This window comes from Deltaproteobacteria bacterium (assembly GCA_019308995.1).
Taxonomy (GTDB): Bacteria; Desulfobacterota; Desulfarculia; order Adiutricales; family JAFDHD01; genus JAFDHD01.
In genome coordinates, this window is the sequence record JAFDHD010000029.1 from 1 (window position 1) to 17294 (window position 17294).

Below are 17294 nucleotides of genomic sequence, written 5' to 3' on the forward strand. Positions count from 1 at the left end.
CCGGTCCGATCAACCCCGGCCTTGAGTCCCAGCACGAGCCTGGCCCCGGCGTCGGCTTCAAGGATGTACCAGGCCTCGGTCTTACCCGGCCCCGATCCTTCCAGCCTGACCGCGGTGGGATCATCAGGATGAACCTGCACAGAGAGGTGCTCGGCCGCATGAATGAATTTGAGAAGCAAAGGGAAGGGCTCATCCTTTTTACCGGCTGGCCCCTGTCCCAGAAGATCAGGGCCCCATTTCAACCGTAAATCCTTAAGGGTCATCCCGGCCATGGGACCGTTCATGACCATGCTCTGCCGGTCACCATCCGCGGTCAGCCAGACCTCACCGACCTTCAGGTTTGCATCGGCTCCGGGTACGAGTTCCGGGCCCTTGCCTCGGGCGCCCCAGGGTTTCCCCAGGACCAGCGGTTCAAGGATCACCGGATAGACTTCAGCTTTCATCTTGCGTGCCTCCTGACGCGGCCGCCCGCTTTCCCATGATCTTGATGAAATAAAAACCCAGAAACAATAGTATAAAAAAGAGTATGGTCAAGAGTCCGAAGTATCGCTCGATCAAGTCCTTTATCGGCTCACCAAAGAAAAAGAAGAGGGCCGCCACGATGAAGAAGCGCGTGCTGCGGCTGATGATGGAGGTCAGCAAAAAGCGGGGGAAGTTCAGGTCGAATACCCCGGCGGAGATGGTGAAAATCTTGTACGGGATGGGCGTGAATCCGGCCAGGCCCACCGCCCAGACATCCCACCGCTGAAAGTAGTCCTCCACCAGACGAACCTTGTCCGACTTGAACCAGCGTCCGAGGAGCGGCCGCCCGCCTTTCAGACCAATAATATATCCGACGATTCCCCCCAGAACTGATCCAATGGAGCAGACAAAAGCATAGATAAACGACATTTCAGGATTGATCAAACAGAGAGCTATTAAAAGCGCGTCAGGAGGGATCGGGAAAAAACTGGACTCGGCCAGGGCCAAGGCAAATAAGGCAAAGGCGCCGTATGGCGTGGAGGCCCAATGGATCACCCAGGCTGTCAGCTCGCTGATCATCCCGAGATACCGTAAATCGTCAGGCCCAGGGTTACTAGACCGACCAGCCAGCAGTAGTAAGCGAAATAATGGAGATCCCCGCGCCGAACTATTTTGAGCAGAAGAATAATGGCCAGCCAGCCGGAAATCACCGCGGCCAGAAAACCCAGGCCAAAGGCAAGAAGGTCGAATGAACTGGCGGCCACGCCCTCGAATTGAATAATTAAGGCCCCAAGAATAGCTGGGATGGAAAGCAAAAAGGAATACCGCGCCGCAAGCTCCCGATCCAGTCCTAAAAAAAGACCGGTACTGATGGTAAAGCCTGAACGGGAAATGCCCGGCGTGATGGCCAGGCCCTGAGCCAGGCCGATGAGCAGGGCGTCCACGGCGCGAAACCCGGTTATGCCTCTGCCTCCGTCTTTAATCAGCCTGGTCAGAAATAAAATCGAACCGGTCACAAGGAGGGCCAGGCCCACCGCAAAGGTGGAAGCGAACAGGGATTCGAGAAAGTCCTGGAAGATGAATCCAATCAGGCCCGTGGGAATGGTTCCGGCCAGGATCAGAACCAAGAGCCTGAAATTGGGCCGTTCTCGCCAGGCGGCGGCCAGGGAATCGCGCCCCCTGACCACCTTTGGCAGGTGCAGGAGCTCAGCCGCCAGCGCCGCTATGTCGCGCCGAAAAACAAGACAGACCGCGGTCAGGGTCCCCAGGTGCAATACCACGTCAAAAAAGACCTCCGGCTTTTTTATGCCAAAAAGATGCTGGCTTAAAACCAGGTGACCGGAGCTACTGACCGGCAGGAATTCTGTCAGGCCCTGGATAACCCCTAAAATAACGGCCTTTACAGTTGCCAAATCCACTTGCCATCCTCAACCGGATGCGCCTATAATCTTATAGAACTTGTCTGTCCCATATCAGAAAGAGCAGGCACCGTCAATGACCTTTAAGCAGGAAGCGGAGGAGAGCATGAGCACACATATCCCAAATCGAGAAGAGGCCCTGGCCGTGTTAAAGGAATACACCCAGAGTGAGGCCTTGCTCAATCATGCCCTGGCTGTCGAGGCAGTCATGCGGTACATCGCGCGAAAGCGCGGCGAGGATGAAGAAAAGTGGGGCGTAATCGGACTGATCCACGATCTGGATTACGATCAATTTCCAGACGAACACTGCACCAGAACGAAGAGTATTCTTGAAGAAAAGGGATGGCCTGAAGAATACATCCGGGCCGCTATCTCCCACGGCTGGGGGATCGTCACCGATGTGGAGCCGAAGACCGACCTGGAAAAGACGCTTTACGCCATTGACGAGCTAACGGGCCTTGTGACCGCCGTGGCCCTGGTGCGGCCATCCAAAAGCGTCATGGACATGAAGGTCAAATCGGTCAAAAAAAAGTGGAAGGATAAACGCTTTGCCGCCGGTGTGAGGCGGGATCTTATTGAACAAGGCGCCGGGATGCTGGGCGTTGATATCGCTGAACTGATGACCGACACCATCATGGGCATGCGGGAAGCGGCGGATGAGATCGGTTTGTGAGGATACCTTTTTTCAGAGGCTTTTTGCAGGCGCCTAGTGAGCGCTCCCGGCCGGGGTGACGCTGCACGAAACAGTCCCGGTCAGAAGTGCTGACTCGACCGGTTTGCCATCCTTCCAGAAAGGGGAGATACTCCTTAACTTCGCGATGGTTTTAGGCACGTGCTCCAGGATATAATCAATCTCCTCTTCGGTGTTATAAACACTTAGAGAAAACCGCATCGAGCCATGAACCGCGGTAAAAGGCACTCCCATGGCCCTGAGGACATGCGAGGGTTCCAGGGAACCGGAAGTACAGGCCGAACCGGAAGAGGCGCAGATACCCACATTGGAGAGATGAATCAGGATCGCCTCTCCCTCCACGTATTCAAAACTGATGCTGGCGGTATTAGGCAGCCGATGCTCCCGGTCGCCGTTGACCATGGAGTTGGGCACGGCTGAGAGCAGGCCTTGTTCCAGCCTGTCCCGGAGAGCCTTGACCCGAGTGGCCTCATCAGGCAGTGAATCCATGGCGAGTTCAGCCGCCTTTCCCAGGCCGATGATGTAAGGCACGTTTTCTGTCCCGCCCCGCCGGCCTCTCTCCTGATGCCCGCCGACAATGAACGGCTTGAACTTCGTCCCTTTTCGGACGTACAGGACGCCGATACCTTTGGGAGCGTGGAGCTTATGGCCGGAAAGGGAAAGAAGGTCTATCTTCGTCTCCTTGAGGTTGATGGGAATCTTTCCCACCACCTGAATCGCATCGGTATGAAAGACCACCCCATGACTTGCGGCCAGCTCGGCGATTTCCTCGACCGGGAAGATAACGCCGGTTTCGTTGTTAGCCCACATAACGCTGATGATGGCTGTTTCTTCGGAAATGGCGTCACGGAGATGATCCATGTTCAGGCGCCCCTCACGGTCCACTCCAACCTCGGTCACCCGAAAGCCGCTTTGGCGCAGGTAATTGACCTGGTTATTAATGGCCGGGTGCTCGACCCGGGTAGTAATGACATGCCTCTTTTCAGGGTAGGACCTGAGCGTGGCCCAGATAGCGGTATTGTCGCTTTCGGTGCCGCATGAGGTATAGACGATTTCTTCAGGGGCAGCTCCGATAAGGGCGGCGATTTTGGCCCTGGCCTGCTTGAGTTCCTTCTCAACCTGGCCTCCAAAAAAATGCATGCTCGAGGGATTTCCATAAAGGTCGCTGAAGTAAGGCAGCATGGCTTCAACCGCTTCCGGGGCCGTGCGGGTGGTGGCGTTATTATCCACATAGACGGTCTTCATTGCTTAACCTCCACAACCATTATTTCGTCGGTCACAAATTCCTTGAGCTTCTGTTCGACATACTCTGTGAGAGTAAACTGGCTGGCGGCGCAGGTGGAGCAGGTTCCTTTCAGGGTCACCATGACATGGTTGCCATCCACATCCACCAGCTCGATGTCTCCTCCGTCCATTTTGAGCGCCGGGCGAATTTCGCGTTCAATCGTCTCCTCAATCAGCTTGATTTTCTGGAGATTGGTCAGCTTTTTAGGAGGGGTCTCGGCTGCCTGAGCCTCCTTTTGCCGTTTGGCCATGATGCGGTAAAGCAGGGCCTCGATCTTTTCATGACACGACCCGCAGCCGCCGCCGGCCTTGGTATAATCCGTGACTTCCTCCAGCGTTGTCAGATCATTCTCCATGACCACACGTTCAATGTCCCTGTCCGTCACGCCAAAGCATTCACAGATGATTTCCCCTTCCTCCTTCTTCGGCGCCTGGCCAAGATAGTTGGCGATAGCCGCCTCCATAGCCTCCCGGCCCAGGACTGAACAGTGCATCTTCTCCTTGGGCAGACCGCCCAGGTAATCAGCGATGTCTTTATTGGAAATATTCAAGGCCTCTTCAGTGGTGAGCCCCCTGATCATCTCGGTCAGGGCTGAAGAACTGGCAATGGCGCTGGCGCACCCAAAGGTTTGAAACCTGGCGTCCTCAATCTTGCCCGAAGATTTATCAACCTGGATGGTCAAACGAAGGGCGTCCCCGCAGGCCAGGGAACCAACCTCTCCGACTCCGTCTATGCGGCCCACCTCCCCGACGTTGCGGGGATTTTCAAAGAAATCCTTAACCTTATCCGTGTAATCCCACATAGCGTTATCCCTGGCTCCTTACTTTTCTCTTAGATATTCTACCAGTTCGGTCAAAACGCCATTCGTGGCTTTAGGATGAAGGAAAGCCACCCTGGACCCATGAGCGCCAGGGCGGGCAACTTCGTCAATGAGCCGGACACCCTTGGTTTTGAGCTCTTTAAGCGCCTGATCTATATCCTCCACCTCAAAGGCCACATGCTGGATTCCCTCACCTCGCTTGTCAATATGTCTGGCGATTACCCCGTCCGGTTCGGTGTCCTGGATCAACTCCAGGTTAGTCTGCCCTAATGGCACAAAAGCGGTTTTAAGTTCATCCACCCTCTCTTCATGATCTATGGACAAATCCAGCATGTCAGTATAAAAGGTTCGAGCCTGGGTTAAATCGCTTACAGCGATCCCCAGGTGAGCGATGCGCTTGATCTTCATTTTTTCCTCCAGTACGGTCTGATAGTCCGTTATTGATACACGATTATTTTATTACTCCCATGGTCTTTTTTCAAGCTTCAACGAGCCGAACCTTGACGAGCCGAACCTTGACTTGACAGCTCAATGGCAGTGATTCATAATTAGATCAGGTTATAAAAGTGCCCTGATGTACTAAAAAATGGCTGACCAAAGACCTCCGAGATCACCGCGAAAACAAAATAAGCCCCGGTCCCAATTCACTGAATTCGATGCGACTGAGCTTTTTTGTCCCACCTGTCAGCGGCCCATGCCGGTGCGCAAGCGGCTGCTTCTGGTCCTGCCTGAAGGTGATAAATACGAATACCTCTGCGTCCAGTGCGGCACAACCCTAGGTAACAAGATTGATAAGAACGCCCCTGACCAGGTCCGCCTCATTATTTGAACCTGACTTGAGACCCCGGCGGCATGAGCGGGGGTGCATATGACCGTGCAGCCTCACACGATCAGGCATCAATATTCCTGACGATGACATTCAAAAAATCAAAGTCAGCAGATAAGGCTCAGTGCTGTTTGCACACTCCGGGTTCTGGCAGAGGTAAAAAAAAATGCGATGATCATCCCTGGCCTTATCCACAAAAAGCATCTCGCCTCCGCAGCTTTCACAAATAGCCTTGGCTGGCAAAGCTTTCTTCAAGGCCTCGTAATCCTCTTCACCAAAAAGCATATCGGCTTCACTCAAGGTTTCTTTCGAGTCTGGCGCACCAGATGTTTACTTGCTGAATAACAAAGGTACTTGAGAGCGTTCTTGAGGTCAAGTCCTGAGGTCAAGGTCTTTGATTATGCGGTCGGAATAATTAAGAATGAAGTCTCGCTGCATGCGGCTGGCATAGCGCATCTGCGCGCTTCGAAGATTGGTCCGGCTCCGGATCAGAAACTCGAATTTCACCCAGGAATCACCCACTTCAACTGCGAAACAAAAGGGATGATCCGCCTCGCACTCAAACTGGTCAGGGTCCAGGAGGTCCCTGGTTAATTCCACCCAATACAGGCCCTCCACGCCAGATTCGATAACATTTGCCTTTAAGAAATTTTTTACAGCCGCCACGTCTTCGGGGCTGAGCTCATCTATAAACAGCTGGCGCATATATTATCCCTCTTCGGTCTCAGGCTCCTTATACCGGCGGCCCACAAGAAAGGCGTCCACCACGCCATAGAACCAGAGGGCCACACCAATGGCGCACAGCACATACAGCAGGCTCAGATCCCTGGCCCTCATGGCCGCAATTATCTTTGATACCCCATCCGGCCCGAGCCTCAAATCCGGTCCCATTACCTGCCCCATGACCGCTGAAAGGTCCAGGAAGACCTTAATCAATATAGCTAAGAAGATCATGGTGGTCAGGCTGATCAGAACGAACCCCTTGATGATCTGCCTGTTGACGACCTGACCCAGGCCGGGCAGCACCAGACCTGAAAGCAACGGCGCAGTATAGGAATGCCTCATCTTTTCCCTTTATTGTCATTAATTTCTGGTTTAAAATATCCCATGAGCACAAGTTCTGTCAATGAGCTATCAGGGAGAGATGGAAAAGGACCTTCTAAACGCAATTGGTGATCGTCTTGAGGAATTACCCGGATTTCTGGCTCTATCCGCAGCGGCCCGGACCTTACCATGGCCCTTGTTTGTGGTTGGGGGCGCGGTGCGGGACCTGATCCTTAAAAGAGAAGTCAACGATCTGGACCTAACCACAGCCGGTCCGCTGGATATAACAGCCCGACAGTTATCTTCAGCCCTCGAAACCAGGGCCATTCCCCTTGGTCGCGCCCCGAAGCAAACCCTGCGCTTCGCCTTACCCGAGCTTATCATTGATCTGGTGCCGCTCGAAGGCGGAAACATTGAGACCGAGTTGGCCCGCCGGGACCTGACCATCAATGCTATGGCTGTGGAATTCCGGCCGGACCGGGACCGAATCCGGCTTATTGATCCCTGGAGCGGTCTTGAAGACTTAAAACAAAAAAAGGCCAGGTTTGTTTCAGAGGCAGTCGTCCTGGCCGATCCCTTGCGCCTGCTAAGGCTTTTTCGGTTCGCAGCCACCTTGAACCTGACCCCTCACCCCGCCAGTCTGGCCCTGGTAGACAAACATGCCGTTTTGATCAGGAAAATGGCTGGCGAAAGGATTCGTGAGGAACTCCTTAAGATTCTGGCCGCACCTAAAAGTCATGCCACCATGAAGACCATGATGGAGCAAGGGCTGCTGAGTGCTTTAATCCCTGAACTCAGGTTGCTGCAAGACTGCATACAAAACGCCCATCACCATCTCGACGTGCTTGACCATACTTTTCAGGCCTTCTCTTTTCTAGAAGAAATCATGGAAAGGCCGGAACAGCATTTTCCCGACTTTGTCTCTGAGATCAAGACCTATCTGGCCCATGAAAACCGGCCGGCCCTGCTCAAGCTGGCCATCCTGCTCCATGACCTGGGCAAACCAGCTACCCGGTCTGAAGATGGGGCAGGCAGGGTCCATTTTTATAAACATGAGGTCATCGGGGTAAAAACAGCCGCACAGATCGCAGGCAGATTCCGACTTTCCAGGGCCGAAGAAACCTTTATATGCTTCATTATCCGTCATCACCTTCAGCCTTTTCATCTTTTTACCGCTCAGGCTGCCAATAAACTTCAGCCAAAAGGAATCTACCGCTTTGGCCGGTCAGCCGGCCCCGAACTGTGGGGGCTGCTGCTTCACGCCCTGGCCGATGCCATGGCCACCAGGGGTCCGGCCTCAGAGATTCATGGCGGTCTTCCAAGCCTTCTGGCCTTTTTTAAACACCTCATCCTGGAAATAACGCAACAAAGCCAGAAACTCCCCCGGCTGGTCACCGGCACCGATCTCATGACCGCTTTCGGGCTGCCTTCCTCTCCCCTGATTGGCCGTTTACTAGTGTCCATTGAGGAAGCGCAGGTCACAGGTCAGATTCATAATAAAAACGAGGCGTTAATTTTAACAGCGCAATTACTCAAAGAGCAAAAATGAATCAGATTGAGGTAAGAAGATAAAAGATTGCAGAATGTGGTTACCTTATAAGGAGGTCTAATTATGACAGAGTTTAACCTTGCATCTGAAATTGGCGAGGCTGAAGACCCCATCGCCTTGCAGGAGCTTTTCTTTGAGAAAGGCTGGACTGACGGCCTGCCCGTGGTTCCGCCGACCCCGGAGCGCGTGTTCGAGTTCCTGGAGGCTTCCGGGAGCCAGCCTTCGGATATTATCGCCACCATTCCCACCCGCAACCGGGTCATAACGGCTGAAAAGGTGGCCATCAACTGCGTCATGGCCGGGTGCTTACCCGGCTATATGCTGGTGGTGATTGCGGTTTTGCAGGCTATGGCCGAGCCATACTATGTCTTTCACGCCTCGATTACCAGTACAGGCGGGGCCGCGCCGTTCATCGTGGTAAACGGCCCCATGCGCCATGATCTGAAAATGAACAGCGGCGTGAACGTTTTCGGGCCCGGGAATCGCGCCAATGCTACCATTGGGCGAGCGGTTCGCCTGATCCTGATAAACGTAGCCGGCGCTCAGCCGAGCGTGCTGGACAAGTCAACCCAGGGCCATCCGGGCAAGTACAGCTTCTGCATGGCCGAGGCCGAGGAGGTCAGTCCCTGGGAGCCTTTGCACGTCGAGCTGGGCTTTGATGCGGACGTTAGCACGGTGACCGTCTTTGCGGCTGAGTCACCTCATGGCATACAAAATCATGAGAGCGGTAAGCCAGAAGAACTTTTAACCTGCATCGCCTGTGAGATGGCGTCTATGGGCGGTTTTTCTCTGGGACAGTCAGGCCTGGTGCTGTCGCCGGAACATGCGAACATCATCGCTAAAAGCGGCTGGAGTAAACGTCAGGTTAAAGAATTCCTCTTCGAGCACGCCACTCAGACGGCGGCTGACCTGAAAAGGCTTGGCAAATTCGGACAAAAAGGCAGCAGAATAGACAGCTTAAAGCTGATAAGTAGTTTCAAGAGACCCAACGAGGACCTGCACCTAAAGAGACTCGCCGAACTCGGCGGCGAACTGAAGCCGGAAGATGAGACAACCCTGGTCAGTCGCGGCGTGGTCCCGGAAGATATCCTGCTCGTGGTGGCCGGCGGCGCGGCCGGCGGCCACTCTGCTTTCATCCCGTCCTGGAGCCGGGGGCGCGCTTCTCTCTTCCAGACAAAACCCATCGGCGTCTGTCTTGACTGCAAGCCGCAAGATTCAGATGACCTGCAAACCATAGGAGATATAAGACCATGACGATTCGCTATTTAAATCCGGTTCAGGAAGCCGCGGTCAAGCCGGCCAGCCTGGCGCCGCGACTCCCTTCACTTGAGGGCTGCCGGCTCGGCCTTTTGTCCAATGGCAAGGAAAACGCCGACGCCCTGCTCCAGATGGTGGCACAGGAAATCAAATCCAAATTTTCAGTAAAAAATGTGGTGAGCGTGACCAAGTTCGGTGCTGGCATGAACTGCCCGCCGAAATTTATGGAGGATTTACTGAGCAGATGCGACGCGGTCATCACCGCGGTTGGTGATTGAGGTTCCTGCAGTTCGTGCAGTTTGCACGATGGCGTTGAAGTTGACGATCACGGGAAACCAGCGGCAGTGATTATCACCGAACCCTTTATCCCCACGGCCAAGGCCATTGCCCAGGTTCGGGCCTTGCCTGATTATGAGTTTGCGGTCATAAAGCATCCTATCGGCAGTTTGAACGATGTTGAGCTGAGAGAGCGTGCCAAAGATGCTGCGCCGCAGATAATCAAAATCCTTTGTGATTAGCGTTTCCTTTAAGTTGGCCTAAAAGAAACAAAACCTTTATCCGCGAAGGTCTCTTCCCTTTACACAACGGTGATGAAATCTTCAGGTTGCTTTACAAAAATACTGAAATCCTGTATAGGATATTCGGAGGGCGCACGATCCAGCATGAGTATTACCCAGTGGCCGGGAAGGAAGCCACAGATTGGAGCGTTCTCTGGTTTCTATTGAGATTTTCCAAACCTGAATTCGGATAAAAAGCCTGAAAATTTCCAGATTTTTCACTTAGGTGATTTGCGGTGCATTAAAGGTTTAGTCTCATGCAAAGATTTATCATTATCAGGATCATTCAGTCCTTCTTTATTATTCTTGGTGTACTGGTTTTTGTTTTCATCCTCGGGCGGGTCGGGGCTAACGACCCGGCCATTCTCATGGCCGGCCCTGACGCCGAGGAGGAGGACATTGAAGAGATACGCCGTGTTTATGGTCTTGACAAGCCTGTCATCATCCAGCTTGGATACTTCTTCAGGGAGCTGGCCAAAGGCAATTTCGGACGTTCTTATAACTGGGATCAACCGGCGTTAAGCCTAGTCCTCAGCCGGTTTCCGGCAACTATTAAATTATCCCTGGTGGCCTTCTTTATGGTCTGGACCATAAGTATCTGTCTGGGAATACTGTCTGCCGTTAAACGAGGCACCTGGGTTGACACGATAACCAGGGTTTATGTCTTTTCCGGTCAATCAATCCCCAATTTCTGGTTTGCCTTGATATTAATCCTGATTTTTGGGGTAAAACTGGGCGTGCTCCCCACTTCCGGTTATGGAGGCCTCAGACATATCATCCTGCCGGCCATAGCCCTGGGTCTCTTTGGCGGGGCCGGCCTGACGCGTTTAACCCGATCCGGCATGATCAATGTTCTTGATTCCGAATATATAAAGATGGCCCGGGCTAAAGGCTTGCGGGAAAGAACGGTCCTTTTCAAACATGCGCTTAAAAACGGAGCTATTCCCCTGGTGACCTTGATGGGGCCTCTTATGGCCGGCATGTTCAGCGGATCGCTGATCATCGAACTGGTGTTTGCCTGGCCTGGTATCGGCCGTCTGACCTACCAGGCCGTCTTGAATTCAGACTTTCCCGTGGTCCAGTGCGCCGTGTTTATAAGCACCACCTTGCTTGTTTTCGGAAACCTGGCCGTTGACATAATCTACGTCTTAATTGACCCACGGATTCGATCTTTTCGCAGGAGGAGGGCCTGAGTCATGACAACAGCATCCTCCCCCTCCTCTGAGACGGCCCTGCCAGCGCAAGCTCGGACCGGGCGCCAGACTCAGCACATCCTAATTACTTTAAAGCAGGCTCCGATTATACCGGCCTTGGTCGTTATCCTGGTTATTATCTGTGCCGTTTTCGCTCCTTATATAGCTCCACATGATCCTCAAAAAATTATCCCCAAGGACAGGTTAACTCCTCCGGTCTGGAGTGAAGGCGGAAGCAGTAAATATATTCTGGGCACCGACTCCACGGGCCGGGATCTTTTAAGCCGCATCATTTACGGCGCTCGCGTTTCATTAATCGTGGCTCTTTTGGGGATCGGGATCTCATCGGTCTTTGGAACATTCGTCGGCCTTATTGCCGGCTACTTTGGCGGTCTGGTTGACATGTTCATCATGCGAGTCGTGGATGTCATGATGTCCCTGCCCGTTTTGTTTCTTGCCTTGGCCCTGGCCGCGGTCCTGCCATCCGGGATGTTCATCATTATTTTAATTGTTTCTGTCTTCGGCTGGGTTCATTTTACCCGTATCGTCAGGGGCGAGGTCTTGAGTTTGAAAGAACGCGACTTCGTGGCCCTGGCCAAAGTGGCCCAAGCCAGTCCCCTCAGGATTATGATCAGGCATATCCTGCCCAACGTGGTCAACACCCTGACCGTTCTGATCACTCTCGACGTCGGGGGAGTCATCATGTTCGAGGCGGCCTTCAGTTTTATCGGTTTTGGGGTCCAGCCCCCGACCCCGTCCTGGGGCAACATACTGTCTGAAGGCCAGAATTATCTCACCACCGCCTGGTGGATTGCGACCTTTCCCGGACTGGCGCTCGTGGCCATGGTATTCTCCTGCAACTTTATCGGCGACTGGCTGCGGGACGCCCTCGACCCCAAACTCAGGCAGTTTTAAGATCTAGGATTTAACGGAATGGCATGCGGTGAGTCATGAATGAACATCTACTGGAAGTTGAGGACTTGAAGGCCTATTTTTTCGTGCGGCGCGGTGTTGCCAAGGCGGTTGACGGGGTCAGTTTCAAACTTGACAAGGGCGAAGTTTTGGGGCTGGTGGGTGAATCCGGATGTGGCAAAAGCGTAACAGCCATGTCCATCCTGCGTTTGATTCCCAGTCCGCCGGGTAAGATCGTTGGGGGTAAAATCCTGTTTCATACCCAGGACAAATCAGGAAAAGAAACAGAAGTTGATCTCCTGAAATTAAACCAGGCGGAAATGAGGAAATATCGGGGCAAGCTGATATCGGTAGTCCTCCAGGACCCCATGACCTCGCTCAATCCTGTCTTTACTATCGGCAGCCAGGTCGCTGAACCCTTTCGTCTTCACGAGAAATTTACAGGCGCAGCTCTTCTCCAAAAGATCATCGAGGTCTTGAAAAGGGTCAGAATCCCCAACCCCGAAGTGAGGATCGCCGATTATCCCCACCAGTTCAGCGGCGGGATGAGGCAGAGAGTCTCCACGGCCATGGCTATTGGCTGTAATCCTCAACTGCTCATCGCCGATGAACCGACCACGGCCCTGGACGTAACTATTCAAGCTCAACTACTAAAGCTCTTTGCACAGATCCAGCGCGAATCGCACATGGCCATTATTTTAATTACCCACAACCTGGGTATTATTGCGCGCCTGTGCAGCCGTGTTTGCGTCATGTATGCCGGCCGAATCATCGAAGAAGGAACCGTGAAGAGAATATTTAAAAACCCGGCTCATCCTTATACCAGGGCCTTAATGGATTCTGTGCCTCGTTTGGGTAAAAAGAAGCAGCTTGTTTCCATTGAAGGCCAGCCGCCAAACCTGCTTTTTCTTCCGACCGGATGCAGTTTCTGGCCCCGCTGTGCAATGGCTGACGAGAGATGTAAACAGGAATATCCGCCCATTAAAAAAGTGGAGGGGGATGAGTATGTTAAATGCTGGAAATATTCTGGAGACTGAACTGCATGAATGATGTCCTTCTGGCTGTAGATAAGCTGATTAAATATTTTCCTGTTCGCGCCGGGCTGATTTTTGACCGGACCAAAGGCTATATTAAGGCGGTTGACGGCGTGAGCTTTGATGTACATAACGGACAAACCTTCGGCCTGGTGGGGGAATCCGGGTGCGGTAAGACCACGATCGCAAAACTGCTCCTTCTGCTCGAACCGCTGACCAGTGGTTCGATTCTGTTCAAACACAAATCTATTACTGACATGAACAGGGAGGAGCTAAGGGAATATCAGTTCTCAATTCAGGCGGTCTTCCAGGACCCTTACAGTTCACTAAGCCCCAGAATGCGAGCCCGTGACATCATCAGCGAACCGATGTCCACCGCGGGGGGGTTCTCCAAAACGGACAAGAATGACCGCGTCAAGGAATTACTAGAAATCGTGGGCCTGCTGCCCGAATCCGCGGCCATGTATCCGCATGAATTCAGCGGCGGTCAGCGCCAGCGGGTCGCCGTGGCCCGGGCCTTGGCGGTCAACCCCAGGATCATCATCCTGGACGAGCCGGTCTCTGCCCTTGATGTCTCCCTTCAAGCCCAGATACTCAACCTGCTCGAGGCAATCCAGGAAAAATTCGGCATAACCTATCTGATCATCTCTCACGATCTGGCCGTGGTCGAGCATATTGGGGATACCATCGGGGTCATGTATCTGGGGCAAATAGTCGAATCCGCGCCGGCCGACAGTCTTTACACCGAGGCCCAGCATCCATATACCCAGGCCCTGCTTTCCGCGGTCCCGATCCCCGACCCCGAAGTGGAAATTACAGAAGAAATCCTCGGGGGCGAAGTTCCCAGCCCGCTCAATCCGCCCCGGGGATGCAGGTTCCACCCTCGCTGTTCTCAGGCTAAAGAAATCTGCGCTCAGGTAGAACCTGAGCTCAAAGAGATTGGCCCCGGCCATAAAGTGGCCTGCCATATTTAACGAGCCTGACATTCTTTTTATCCACTCTGCCTCGGACCTGATCTAGCCGCTGGGACCCACTTTCTCCATGTCCGCGATAATGATCTCAGCCGCGATTCTGGCCCCTAAACCGGGAGCCAAAGGGCATTTTTCACGGGCATGGGCCTGGTTGAAGGCTTCCAGGTTCTCCAGGCTGGCCATGGGATCATAATATTTTCCGAAGATAAGCTGCTGAATATCAGGGCACAAAAGAGAACCCAATTCCTTTTTAAAACGGTTCACAAACTTACGCGCAGCCAGATAGTGACCGGCCGCTTCATAATTCGTCAAATCGTCACTGGCGAAATAGAGACCGAGGAGGATGAGGCCGCCGGTCACTGGCCCGCAGATACCGCCTGTCATGCCCAGGCCGGGGAAAGGAGCTAATGCCTTTATTATTTCTATATTGCCCAGCCCGAATTCCTCCATCAAGGCTGCGGCTGAACCCTTGGCGCAGTTGCGCGTGAGGTAGCAGTACTCCTCGGCTCGCCTTTGAACGCGGTCCAGGATTTCCTCCTTTTGAGAAACTATCTCTTCCCGATGCAATGACTTCCCGGGGACGCCTTCTGCAACAAGCCTGTTAAACCTGGCCTCTATCGCAGGCAAATTCCAATCCCGCTCGGCCAGTTCATCAATCCTTTCTCTTAAAGCCTCAAGATTCGCCATGCCGGACAACCTCCTTGAATACCTTTTATTAAACCATTACCTTAAAACACAAACTCTTCAACCGATCCACCAATAATATTTTGGAATTATCTTATCACAGATATATGGACTCACCCAGTATCATATGCCAGGAAACAAACGGGGCATGATGAACGGCTCATCACACCCCGTTGCTTAGGTTATTTCAGATTGGCCTTATTTGTATCCCATCTGCTTTTTCAACTTCTGATCAATCCAGATTCGGGCGAATATCGGGGCGGAACGCCAGGCGCCGACACGGATCTCGCCATAGTAATTCTTGACCCACGGCCACCAGGCTTGATAGAAATAGTATCCTGGCAGCCAGATGGCCGGAACCTGATCAATGCAGTAAACGGCCAACTTATTTTAGTTAAAACGCTTGACTAATGCGCCCGAATTGGTTATTGCTAAAACATAACTTTAAAAACTGCGGGATAGACTAAATAATAATTCGTTGAAGTAATTAAAAAACAACTAAAGAGCCTTTTTTTGATTCGGGCTTGACCATTCGCTAGTTTAATTATTGTTTTTGAACGTTGTTTTTTAATTAATATTATTAAGTTATCTAAATTATATCGGAGCGTTTTATGCGTGGATACTTCATCAGAAGGTTACTGGCGCTGATACCCACCCTGATTTTTGCCACATTGATAGTTTTTTTCCTGATAAGGCTCGTGCCTGGAAATGTTATTGACATGATGATATCTATGCATGATATCAGCGATGAAGAAGTAACCCGCGCGTCGCTCGAGCGCGCCCTGGGACTGGATGTGTCGGTACACGTCCAGTATTACCGGTGGATGAAAGCCATAATCCTGCATGGCGACCTGGGCACCTCACTATGGATGGGGACCAGTGTCACCGAGGAAGTGATGGCCCGGCTGCCCGTTACCCTTGAACTGGGGATCATAGCCCTTATTATCGGTGTTGTTCTGGCCATACCCATCGGAGTCTATTCGGCCATACGCCAGGATACGGCCGGCGACTATGGCGGCCGTACCGTGGCCATACTGGGGCTGGCCGTCCCCAGCTTCTGGCTCGGCACCATGATCGTGGTCTACCCCGCGCTATGGTGGGACTGGTCACCCTCGATAGACCTGGTGTCCTTTAGAGAAGACCCCATAGAAAATTTAAAAACGTTCATCGTTCCGGGCGCGGTTATGGGGTTGGCATTTTCCGCCGTGCAAATGAGGATGACCAGGGCCATGATGCTCGAGGTGCTCCGGCAGGATTATATCAGGACCGCCTGGGCCAAGGGGCTAAAAGAGAAGACAGTCATTATCAGGCATGCCTTGAAAAACGCCCTCATACCAGTCATCACCCTGATCGGCCTTTATGTCCCCGTCCTTGTCGCAGGCTCCATAATCATGGAGTCAATATTTGTCCTGCCAGGCTTGGGTCTTTTATTGATCGAGTCCATTAACCAGAGGGACTATCCCATTGTTATGGGCCTGATGCTCATCTTCGGCGTTGTGATCCTGGTGATCAATCTTGTGGTGGACTTAAGCTATGGTTTTCTCGACCCCAAGGTACGGTATAAGTAAGATTAATAATAACAAGGGTTTGCTTCATGGAAAGTAGTGCCGTAAGCGTAGTATCCGGACAGGCGGTCATGCCCAAGACCCGCGGCTTTATAGCCAACTTTTTCGTGAGGTTATTCAAGGAAAAGCCGCTGGGGGCTGTCGGAGGGGTCATCTTTGCCATTCTTCTCTTCACCGGCATCTTTGCCAATTTCCTGGCCCCTAAAGGATACAACGAGATGGATCCTATAAATCGTCTCAAAACCCCGTCGCGTGAATACATCCTGGGAACGGACCACATGGGCCGGGATATGCTCAGCCGTATTATTTACGGGGCGAGGCTCTCGCTAATTATCGGTTCCACAGCCACGTTTTTTTCCATTCTCATTTCTACTTTTATCGGTATCACCACCGGCTACATCGGTGGAAAATATGATCTGATAGTGCAGCGGCTTGTGGACGCCTGGATGATCTTTCCCGGCCTGGTCGTCCTGATCGTCTTTGTGTCCATTTTCAGTCCGGGGATGTGGCAGATCATCTTCATCCTGGGACTACAATACGGGATTGCCGGTTCGAGGATTATCCGGGGGGCGACCATATCCACCAAGGAAAACATGTACGTCAAGGCCGCCGATTCCATTGGCGCCTCTACCCTGAGATTACTGCTTAAGCATATCCTGCCCAACATTATGGCCCCCATTATCATTCTGTTTACGACCCGCATCGCGGCCGTCATTCTGGCCGAGGCCACTTTGAGCTTTCTCGGCCTGGGTATTCCGCCCCCGGCCCCAAGTTGGGGGGCTATGCTGAGCGGCACCGGACGCAGTTACATGCTTCAGGCCCCGTGGCTGGCTTTTGTGCCCGGCCTTGCCTTGACCATAGTCGTTTATGGGATCAATGTTTTCGGGGACGCGCTTCGGGACCTCCTGGACCCGAGGCTGAGGGGCGGCGGAGGGCGTTATTCCGGGAAAAAGGTTAAAAAGAAACGCGTTACAAAGGAAAAAGAGGCTTAACAACTAAGGTTTAACAACGTTCAACTGTGTTCGT

Annotated in this window: 23 protein-coding genes; 12 read left to right on the plus strand and 11 right to left on the minus strand. The window is 52.7% G+C overall.

What is annotated here, in order from left to right; genetic code table 11:
• The 3 genes from JRI95_06985 to JRI95_06995 all read right to left on the minus strand — a co-directional run.
• On the minus strand, window positions 1-443 hold a 443-nt coding region (locus tag JRI95_06985), incomplete at its 3' end, for a class I mannose-6-phosphate isomerase (protein MBW2061296.1).
• Window positions 433-1041 carry a DedA family protein gene (locus JRI95_06990; GenBank protein MBW2061297.1) on the minus strand — a complete coding sequence of 203 codons (609 nt, stop codon included), beginning with the start codon at window positions 1039-1041 and terminating at the stop codon, window positions 433-435. The genes JRI95_06985 and JRI95_06990, both read right to left, overlap by 11 nt.
• Window positions 1038-1874 carry an undecaprenyl-diphosphate phosphatase gene (locus tag JRI95_06995; protein MBW2061298.1) on the minus strand — a complete coding sequence of 279 codons (837 nt, stop codon included), beginning with the start codon at window positions 1872-1874 and terminating at the stop codon, window positions 1038-1040. Before JRI95_06995 ends, JRI95_06990 begins: the two co-directional genes overlap by 4 nt.
• A gap of 112 nt (window positions 1875-1986) precedes the next feature.
• On the opposite strand from JRI95_06995, the gene JRI95_07000 reads away from it, so the two are divergent.
• The gene (locus JRI95_07000) at window positions 1987-2553 is read left to right on the plus strand and encodes an HD domain-containing protein (protein MBW2061299.1); all 567 of its coding nucleotides are present in this window, start codon (window positions 1987-1989) and stop codon (window positions 2551-2553) included.
• Window positions 2554-2586: 33 nt separating this feature from the next.
• Here the strand turns inward: JRI95_07000 and nifS are convergent, their stop codons facing one another.
• Genes nifS through mce form a run of 3 tightly spaced genes read right to left on the minus strand, consistent with a single transcriptional unit; the run spans window position 2587 to window position 5084 of the window.
• Window positions 2587-3816 (minus strand): cysteine desulfurase NifS, encoded by a 1230-nt coding sequence (gene nifS, locus JRI95_07005; protein ID MBW2061300.1) that lies wholly within the window; start codon window positions 3814-3816, stop codon window positions 2587-2589.
• The gene (nifU, locus tag JRI95_07010) at window positions 3813-4658 is read right to left on the minus strand and encodes a Fe-S cluster assembly protein NifU (protein MBW2061301.1); all 846 of its coding nucleotides are present in this window, start codon (window positions 4656-4658) and stop codon (window positions 3813-3815) included. The genes nifS and nifU overlap by 4 nt, the downstream gene beginning before the upstream one ends.
• Before the next feature lie 18 nt (window positions 4659-4676).
• A complete protein-coding gene (gene mce, locus JRI95_07015; protein ID MBW2061302.1) occupies window positions 4677-5084 on the minus strand; it encodes a methylmalonyl-CoA epimerase in 408 nt (135 codons plus the stop codon).
• 178 nt (window positions 5085-5262) lie between these two features.
• Here mce and JRI95_07020 point away from each other — a divergent pair, with 178 nt between their 5' ends.
• Window positions 5263-5505 carry a cytoplasmic protein gene (locus JRI95_07020; protein ID MBW2061303.1) on the plus strand — a complete coding sequence of 81 codons (243 nt, stop codon included), beginning with the start codon at window positions 5263-5265 and terminating at the stop codon, window positions 5503-5505.
• Window positions 5506-5595: 90 nt separating this feature from the next.
• Here JRI95_07020 and JRI95_07025 read toward each other — a convergent pair whose 3' ends face one another.
• The 3 genes from JRI95_07025 to JRI95_07035 all read right to left on the minus strand — a co-directional run bounded on the left by JRI95_07025 (window position 5596) and on the right by JRI95_07035 (window position 6567).
• Entirely contained in the window at window positions 5596-5802 is a 207-nt protein-coding gene (locus JRI95_07025; protein ID MBW2061304.1) for a hypothetical protein, read from the minus strand.
• Window positions 5803-5874: 72 nt separating this feature from the next.
• The gene (locus JRI95_07030) at window positions 5875-6207 is read right to left on the minus strand and encodes a hypothetical protein (GenBank protein ID MBW2061305.1); all 333 of its coding nucleotides are present in this window, start codon (window positions 6205-6207) and stop codon (window positions 5875-5877) included.
• A gap of 3 nt (window positions 6208-6210) precedes the next feature.
• Complete coding sequence (locus JRI95_07035) at window positions 6211-6567, minus strand: hypothetical protein (GenBank protein MBW2061306.1); 357 nt, start codon at window positions 6565-6567, stop codon at window positions 6211-6213.
• 61 nt (window positions 6568-6628) lie between these two features.
• Here JRI95_07035 and JRI95_07040 point away from each other — a divergent pair, with 61 nt between their 5' ends.
• From JRI95_07040 to JRI95_07075, 8 genes are all read left to right on the plus strand, one after another.
• Complete coding sequence (locus JRI95_07040) at window positions 6629-8095, plus strand: HD domain-containing protein (GenBank protein MBW2061307.1); 1467 nt, start codon at window positions 6629-6631, stop codon at window positions 8093-8095.
• 63 nt (window positions 8096-8158) lie between these two features.
• The gene (locus JRI95_07045; protein ID MBW2061308.1) at window positions 8159-9349 is read left to right on the plus strand and encodes a hypothetical protein; all 1191 of its coding nucleotides are present in this window, start codon (window positions 8159-8161) and stop codon (window positions 9347-9349) included.
• Entirely contained in the window at window positions 9346-9630 is a 285-nt protein-coding gene (locus JRI95_07050) for a hypothetical protein (protein MBW2061309.1), read from the plus strand. Before JRI95_07045 ends, JRI95_07050 begins: the two co-directional genes overlap by 4 nt.
• A 21-nt stretch (window positions 9631-9651) precedes the next feature.
• Window positions 9652-9870 carry a hypothetical protein gene (locus tag JRI95_07055; protein MBW2061310.1) on the plus strand — a complete coding sequence of 73 codons (219 nt, stop codon included), beginning with the start codon at window positions 9652-9654 and terminating at the stop codon, window positions 9868-9870.
• A gap of 296 nt (window positions 9871-10166) precedes the next feature.
• Complete coding sequence (locus JRI95_07060; protein ID MBW2061311.1) at window positions 10167-11102, plus strand: ABC transporter permease; 936 nt, start codon at window positions 10167-10169, stop codon at window positions 11100-11102.
• 3 nt (window positions 11103-11105) lie between these two features.
• The gene (locus JRI95_07065) at window positions 11106-12017 is read left to right on the plus strand and encodes an ABC transporter permease (protein ID MBW2061312.1); all 912 of its coding nucleotides are present in this window, start codon (window positions 11106-11108) and stop codon (window positions 12015-12017) included.
• Between the two features lie 35 nt (window positions 12018-12052).
• Window positions 12053-13051: an ABC transporter ATP-binding protein gene (locus JRI95_07070; protein ID MBW2061313.1), complete on the plus strand. Its 999-nt coding sequence runs from the start codon at window positions 12053-12055 to the stop codon at window positions 13049-13051.
• Window positions 13052-13056: 5 nt separating this feature from the next.
• Window positions 13057-14022: an ATP-binding cassette domain-containing protein gene (locus JRI95_07075; GenBank protein MBW2061314.1), complete on the plus strand. Its 966-nt coding sequence runs from the start codon at window positions 13057-13059 to the stop codon at window positions 14020-14022.
• Between the two features lie 42 nt (window positions 14023-14064).
• Here the strand turns inward: JRI95_07075 and JRI95_07080 are convergent, their stop codons facing one another.
• Window positions 14065-14706 carry a C_GCAxxG_C_C family protein gene (locus tag JRI95_07080; protein MBW2061315.1) on the minus strand — a complete coding sequence of 214 codons (642 nt, stop codon included), beginning with the start codon at window positions 14704-14706 and terminating at the stop codon, window positions 14065-14067.
• Between the two features lie 195 nt (window positions 14707-14901).
• Complete coding sequence (locus JRI95_07085) at window positions 14902-15087, minus strand: hypothetical protein (GenBank protein ID MBW2061316.1); 186 nt, start codon at window positions 15085-15087, stop codon at window positions 14902-14904.
• A gap of 227 nt (window positions 15088-15314) precedes the next feature.
• On the opposite strand from JRI95_07085, the gene JRI95_07090 reads away from it, so the two are divergent.
• Together JRI95_07090 and JRI95_07095 are read left to right on the plus strand one after the other, a co-directional pair.
• Window positions 15315-16271 (plus strand): ABC transporter permease, encoded by a 957-nt coding sequence (locus tag JRI95_07090; protein ID MBW2061317.1) that lies wholly within the window; start codon window positions 15315-15317, stop codon window positions 16269-16271.
• A 26-nt stretch (window positions 16272-16297) separates the two neighbouring features.
• Window positions 16298-17260 carry an ABC transporter permease gene (locus tag JRI95_07095; protein ID MBW2061318.1) on the plus strand — a complete coding sequence of 321 codons (963 nt, stop codon included), beginning with the start codon at window positions 16298-16300 and terminating at the stop codon, window positions 17258-17260.
• The last annotated feature ends 34 nt before the right edge of the window (window positions 17261-17294 follow it).

What these genes read in the sequence shown, in the direction of transcription:
- JRI95_06990 (MBW2061297.1), bottom strand. Translation starts at nt 1,041, where the DNA reads ATGATCAGCGAGCTGACAGCCTGGGTGATCCATTGGGCCTCCACGCCA.
- JRI95_07000 (MBW2061299.1), top strand. Translation starts at nt 1,987, where the DNA reads ATGAGCACACATATCCCAAATCGAGAAGAGGCCCTGGCCGTGTTAAAG.
- nifS (MBW2061300.1), bottom strand. Translation starts at nt 3,816, where the DNA reads ATGAAGACCGTCTATGTGGATAATAACGCCACCACCCGCACGGCCCCG.
- nifU (MBW2061301.1), bottom strand. Translation starts at nt 4,658, where the DNA reads ATGTGGGATTACACGGATAAGGTTAAGGATTTCTTTGAAAATCCCCGC.
- mce (MBW2061302.1), bottom strand. Translation starts at nt 5,084, where the DNA reads ATGAAGATCAAGCGCATCGCTCACCTGGGGATCGCTGTAAGCGATTTA.
- JRI95_07020 (MBW2061303.1), top strand. Translation starts at nt 5,263, where the DNA reads ATGGCTGACCAAAGACCTCCGAGATCACCGCGAAAACAAAATAAGCCC.
- JRI95_07030 (MBW2061305.1), bottom strand. Translation starts at nt 6,207, where the DNA reads ATGCGCCAGCTGTTTATAGATGAGCTCAGCCCCGAAGACGTGGCGGCT.
- JRI95_07035 (MBW2061306.1), bottom strand. Translation starts at nt 6,567, where the DNA reads ATGAGGCATTCCTATACTGCGCCGTTGCTTTCAGGTCTGGTGCTGCCC.
- JRI95_07040 (MBW2061307.1), top strand. Translation starts at nt 6,629, where the DNA reads ATGAGCTATCAGGGAGAGATGGAAAAGGACCTTCTAAACGCAATTGGT.
- JRI95_07045 (MBW2061308.1), top strand. Translation starts at nt 8,159, where the DNA reads ATGACAGAGTTTAACCTTGCATCTGAAATTGGCGAGGCTGAAGACCCC.
- JRI95_07050 (MBW2061309.1), top strand. Translation starts at nt 9,346, where the DNA reads ATGACGATTCGCTATTTAAATCCGGTTCAGGAAGCCGCGGTCAAGCCG.
- JRI95_07060 (MBW2061311.1), top strand. Translation starts at nt 10,167, where the DNA reads ATGCAAAGATTTATCATTATCAGGATCATTCAGTCCTTCTTTATTATT.
- JRI95_07065 (MBW2061312.1), top strand. Translation starts at nt 11,106, where the DNA reads ATGACAACAGCATCCTCCCCCTCCTCTGAGACGGCCCTGCCAGCGCAA.
- JRI95_07070 (MBW2061313.1), top strand. Translation starts at nt 12,053, where the DNA reads ATGAATGAACATCTACTGGAAGTTGAGGACTTGAAGGCCTATTTTTTC.
- JRI95_07075 (MBW2061314.1), top strand. Translation starts at nt 13,057, where the DNA reads ATGAATGATGTCCTTCTGGCTGTAGATAAGCTGATTAAATATTTTCCT.
- JRI95_07080 (MBW2061315.1), bottom strand. Translation starts at nt 14,706, where the DNA reads ATGGCGAATCTTGAGGCTTTAAGAGAAAGGATTGATGAACTGGCCGAG.
- JRI95_07090 (MBW2061317.1), top strand. Translation starts at nt 15,315, where the DNA reads ATGCGTGGATACTTCATCAGAAGGTTACTGGCGCTGATACCCACCCTG.
- JRI95_07095 (MBW2061318.1), top strand. Translation starts at nt 16,298, where the DNA reads ATGGAAAGTAGTGCCGTAAGCGTAGTATCCGGACAGGCGGTCATGCCC.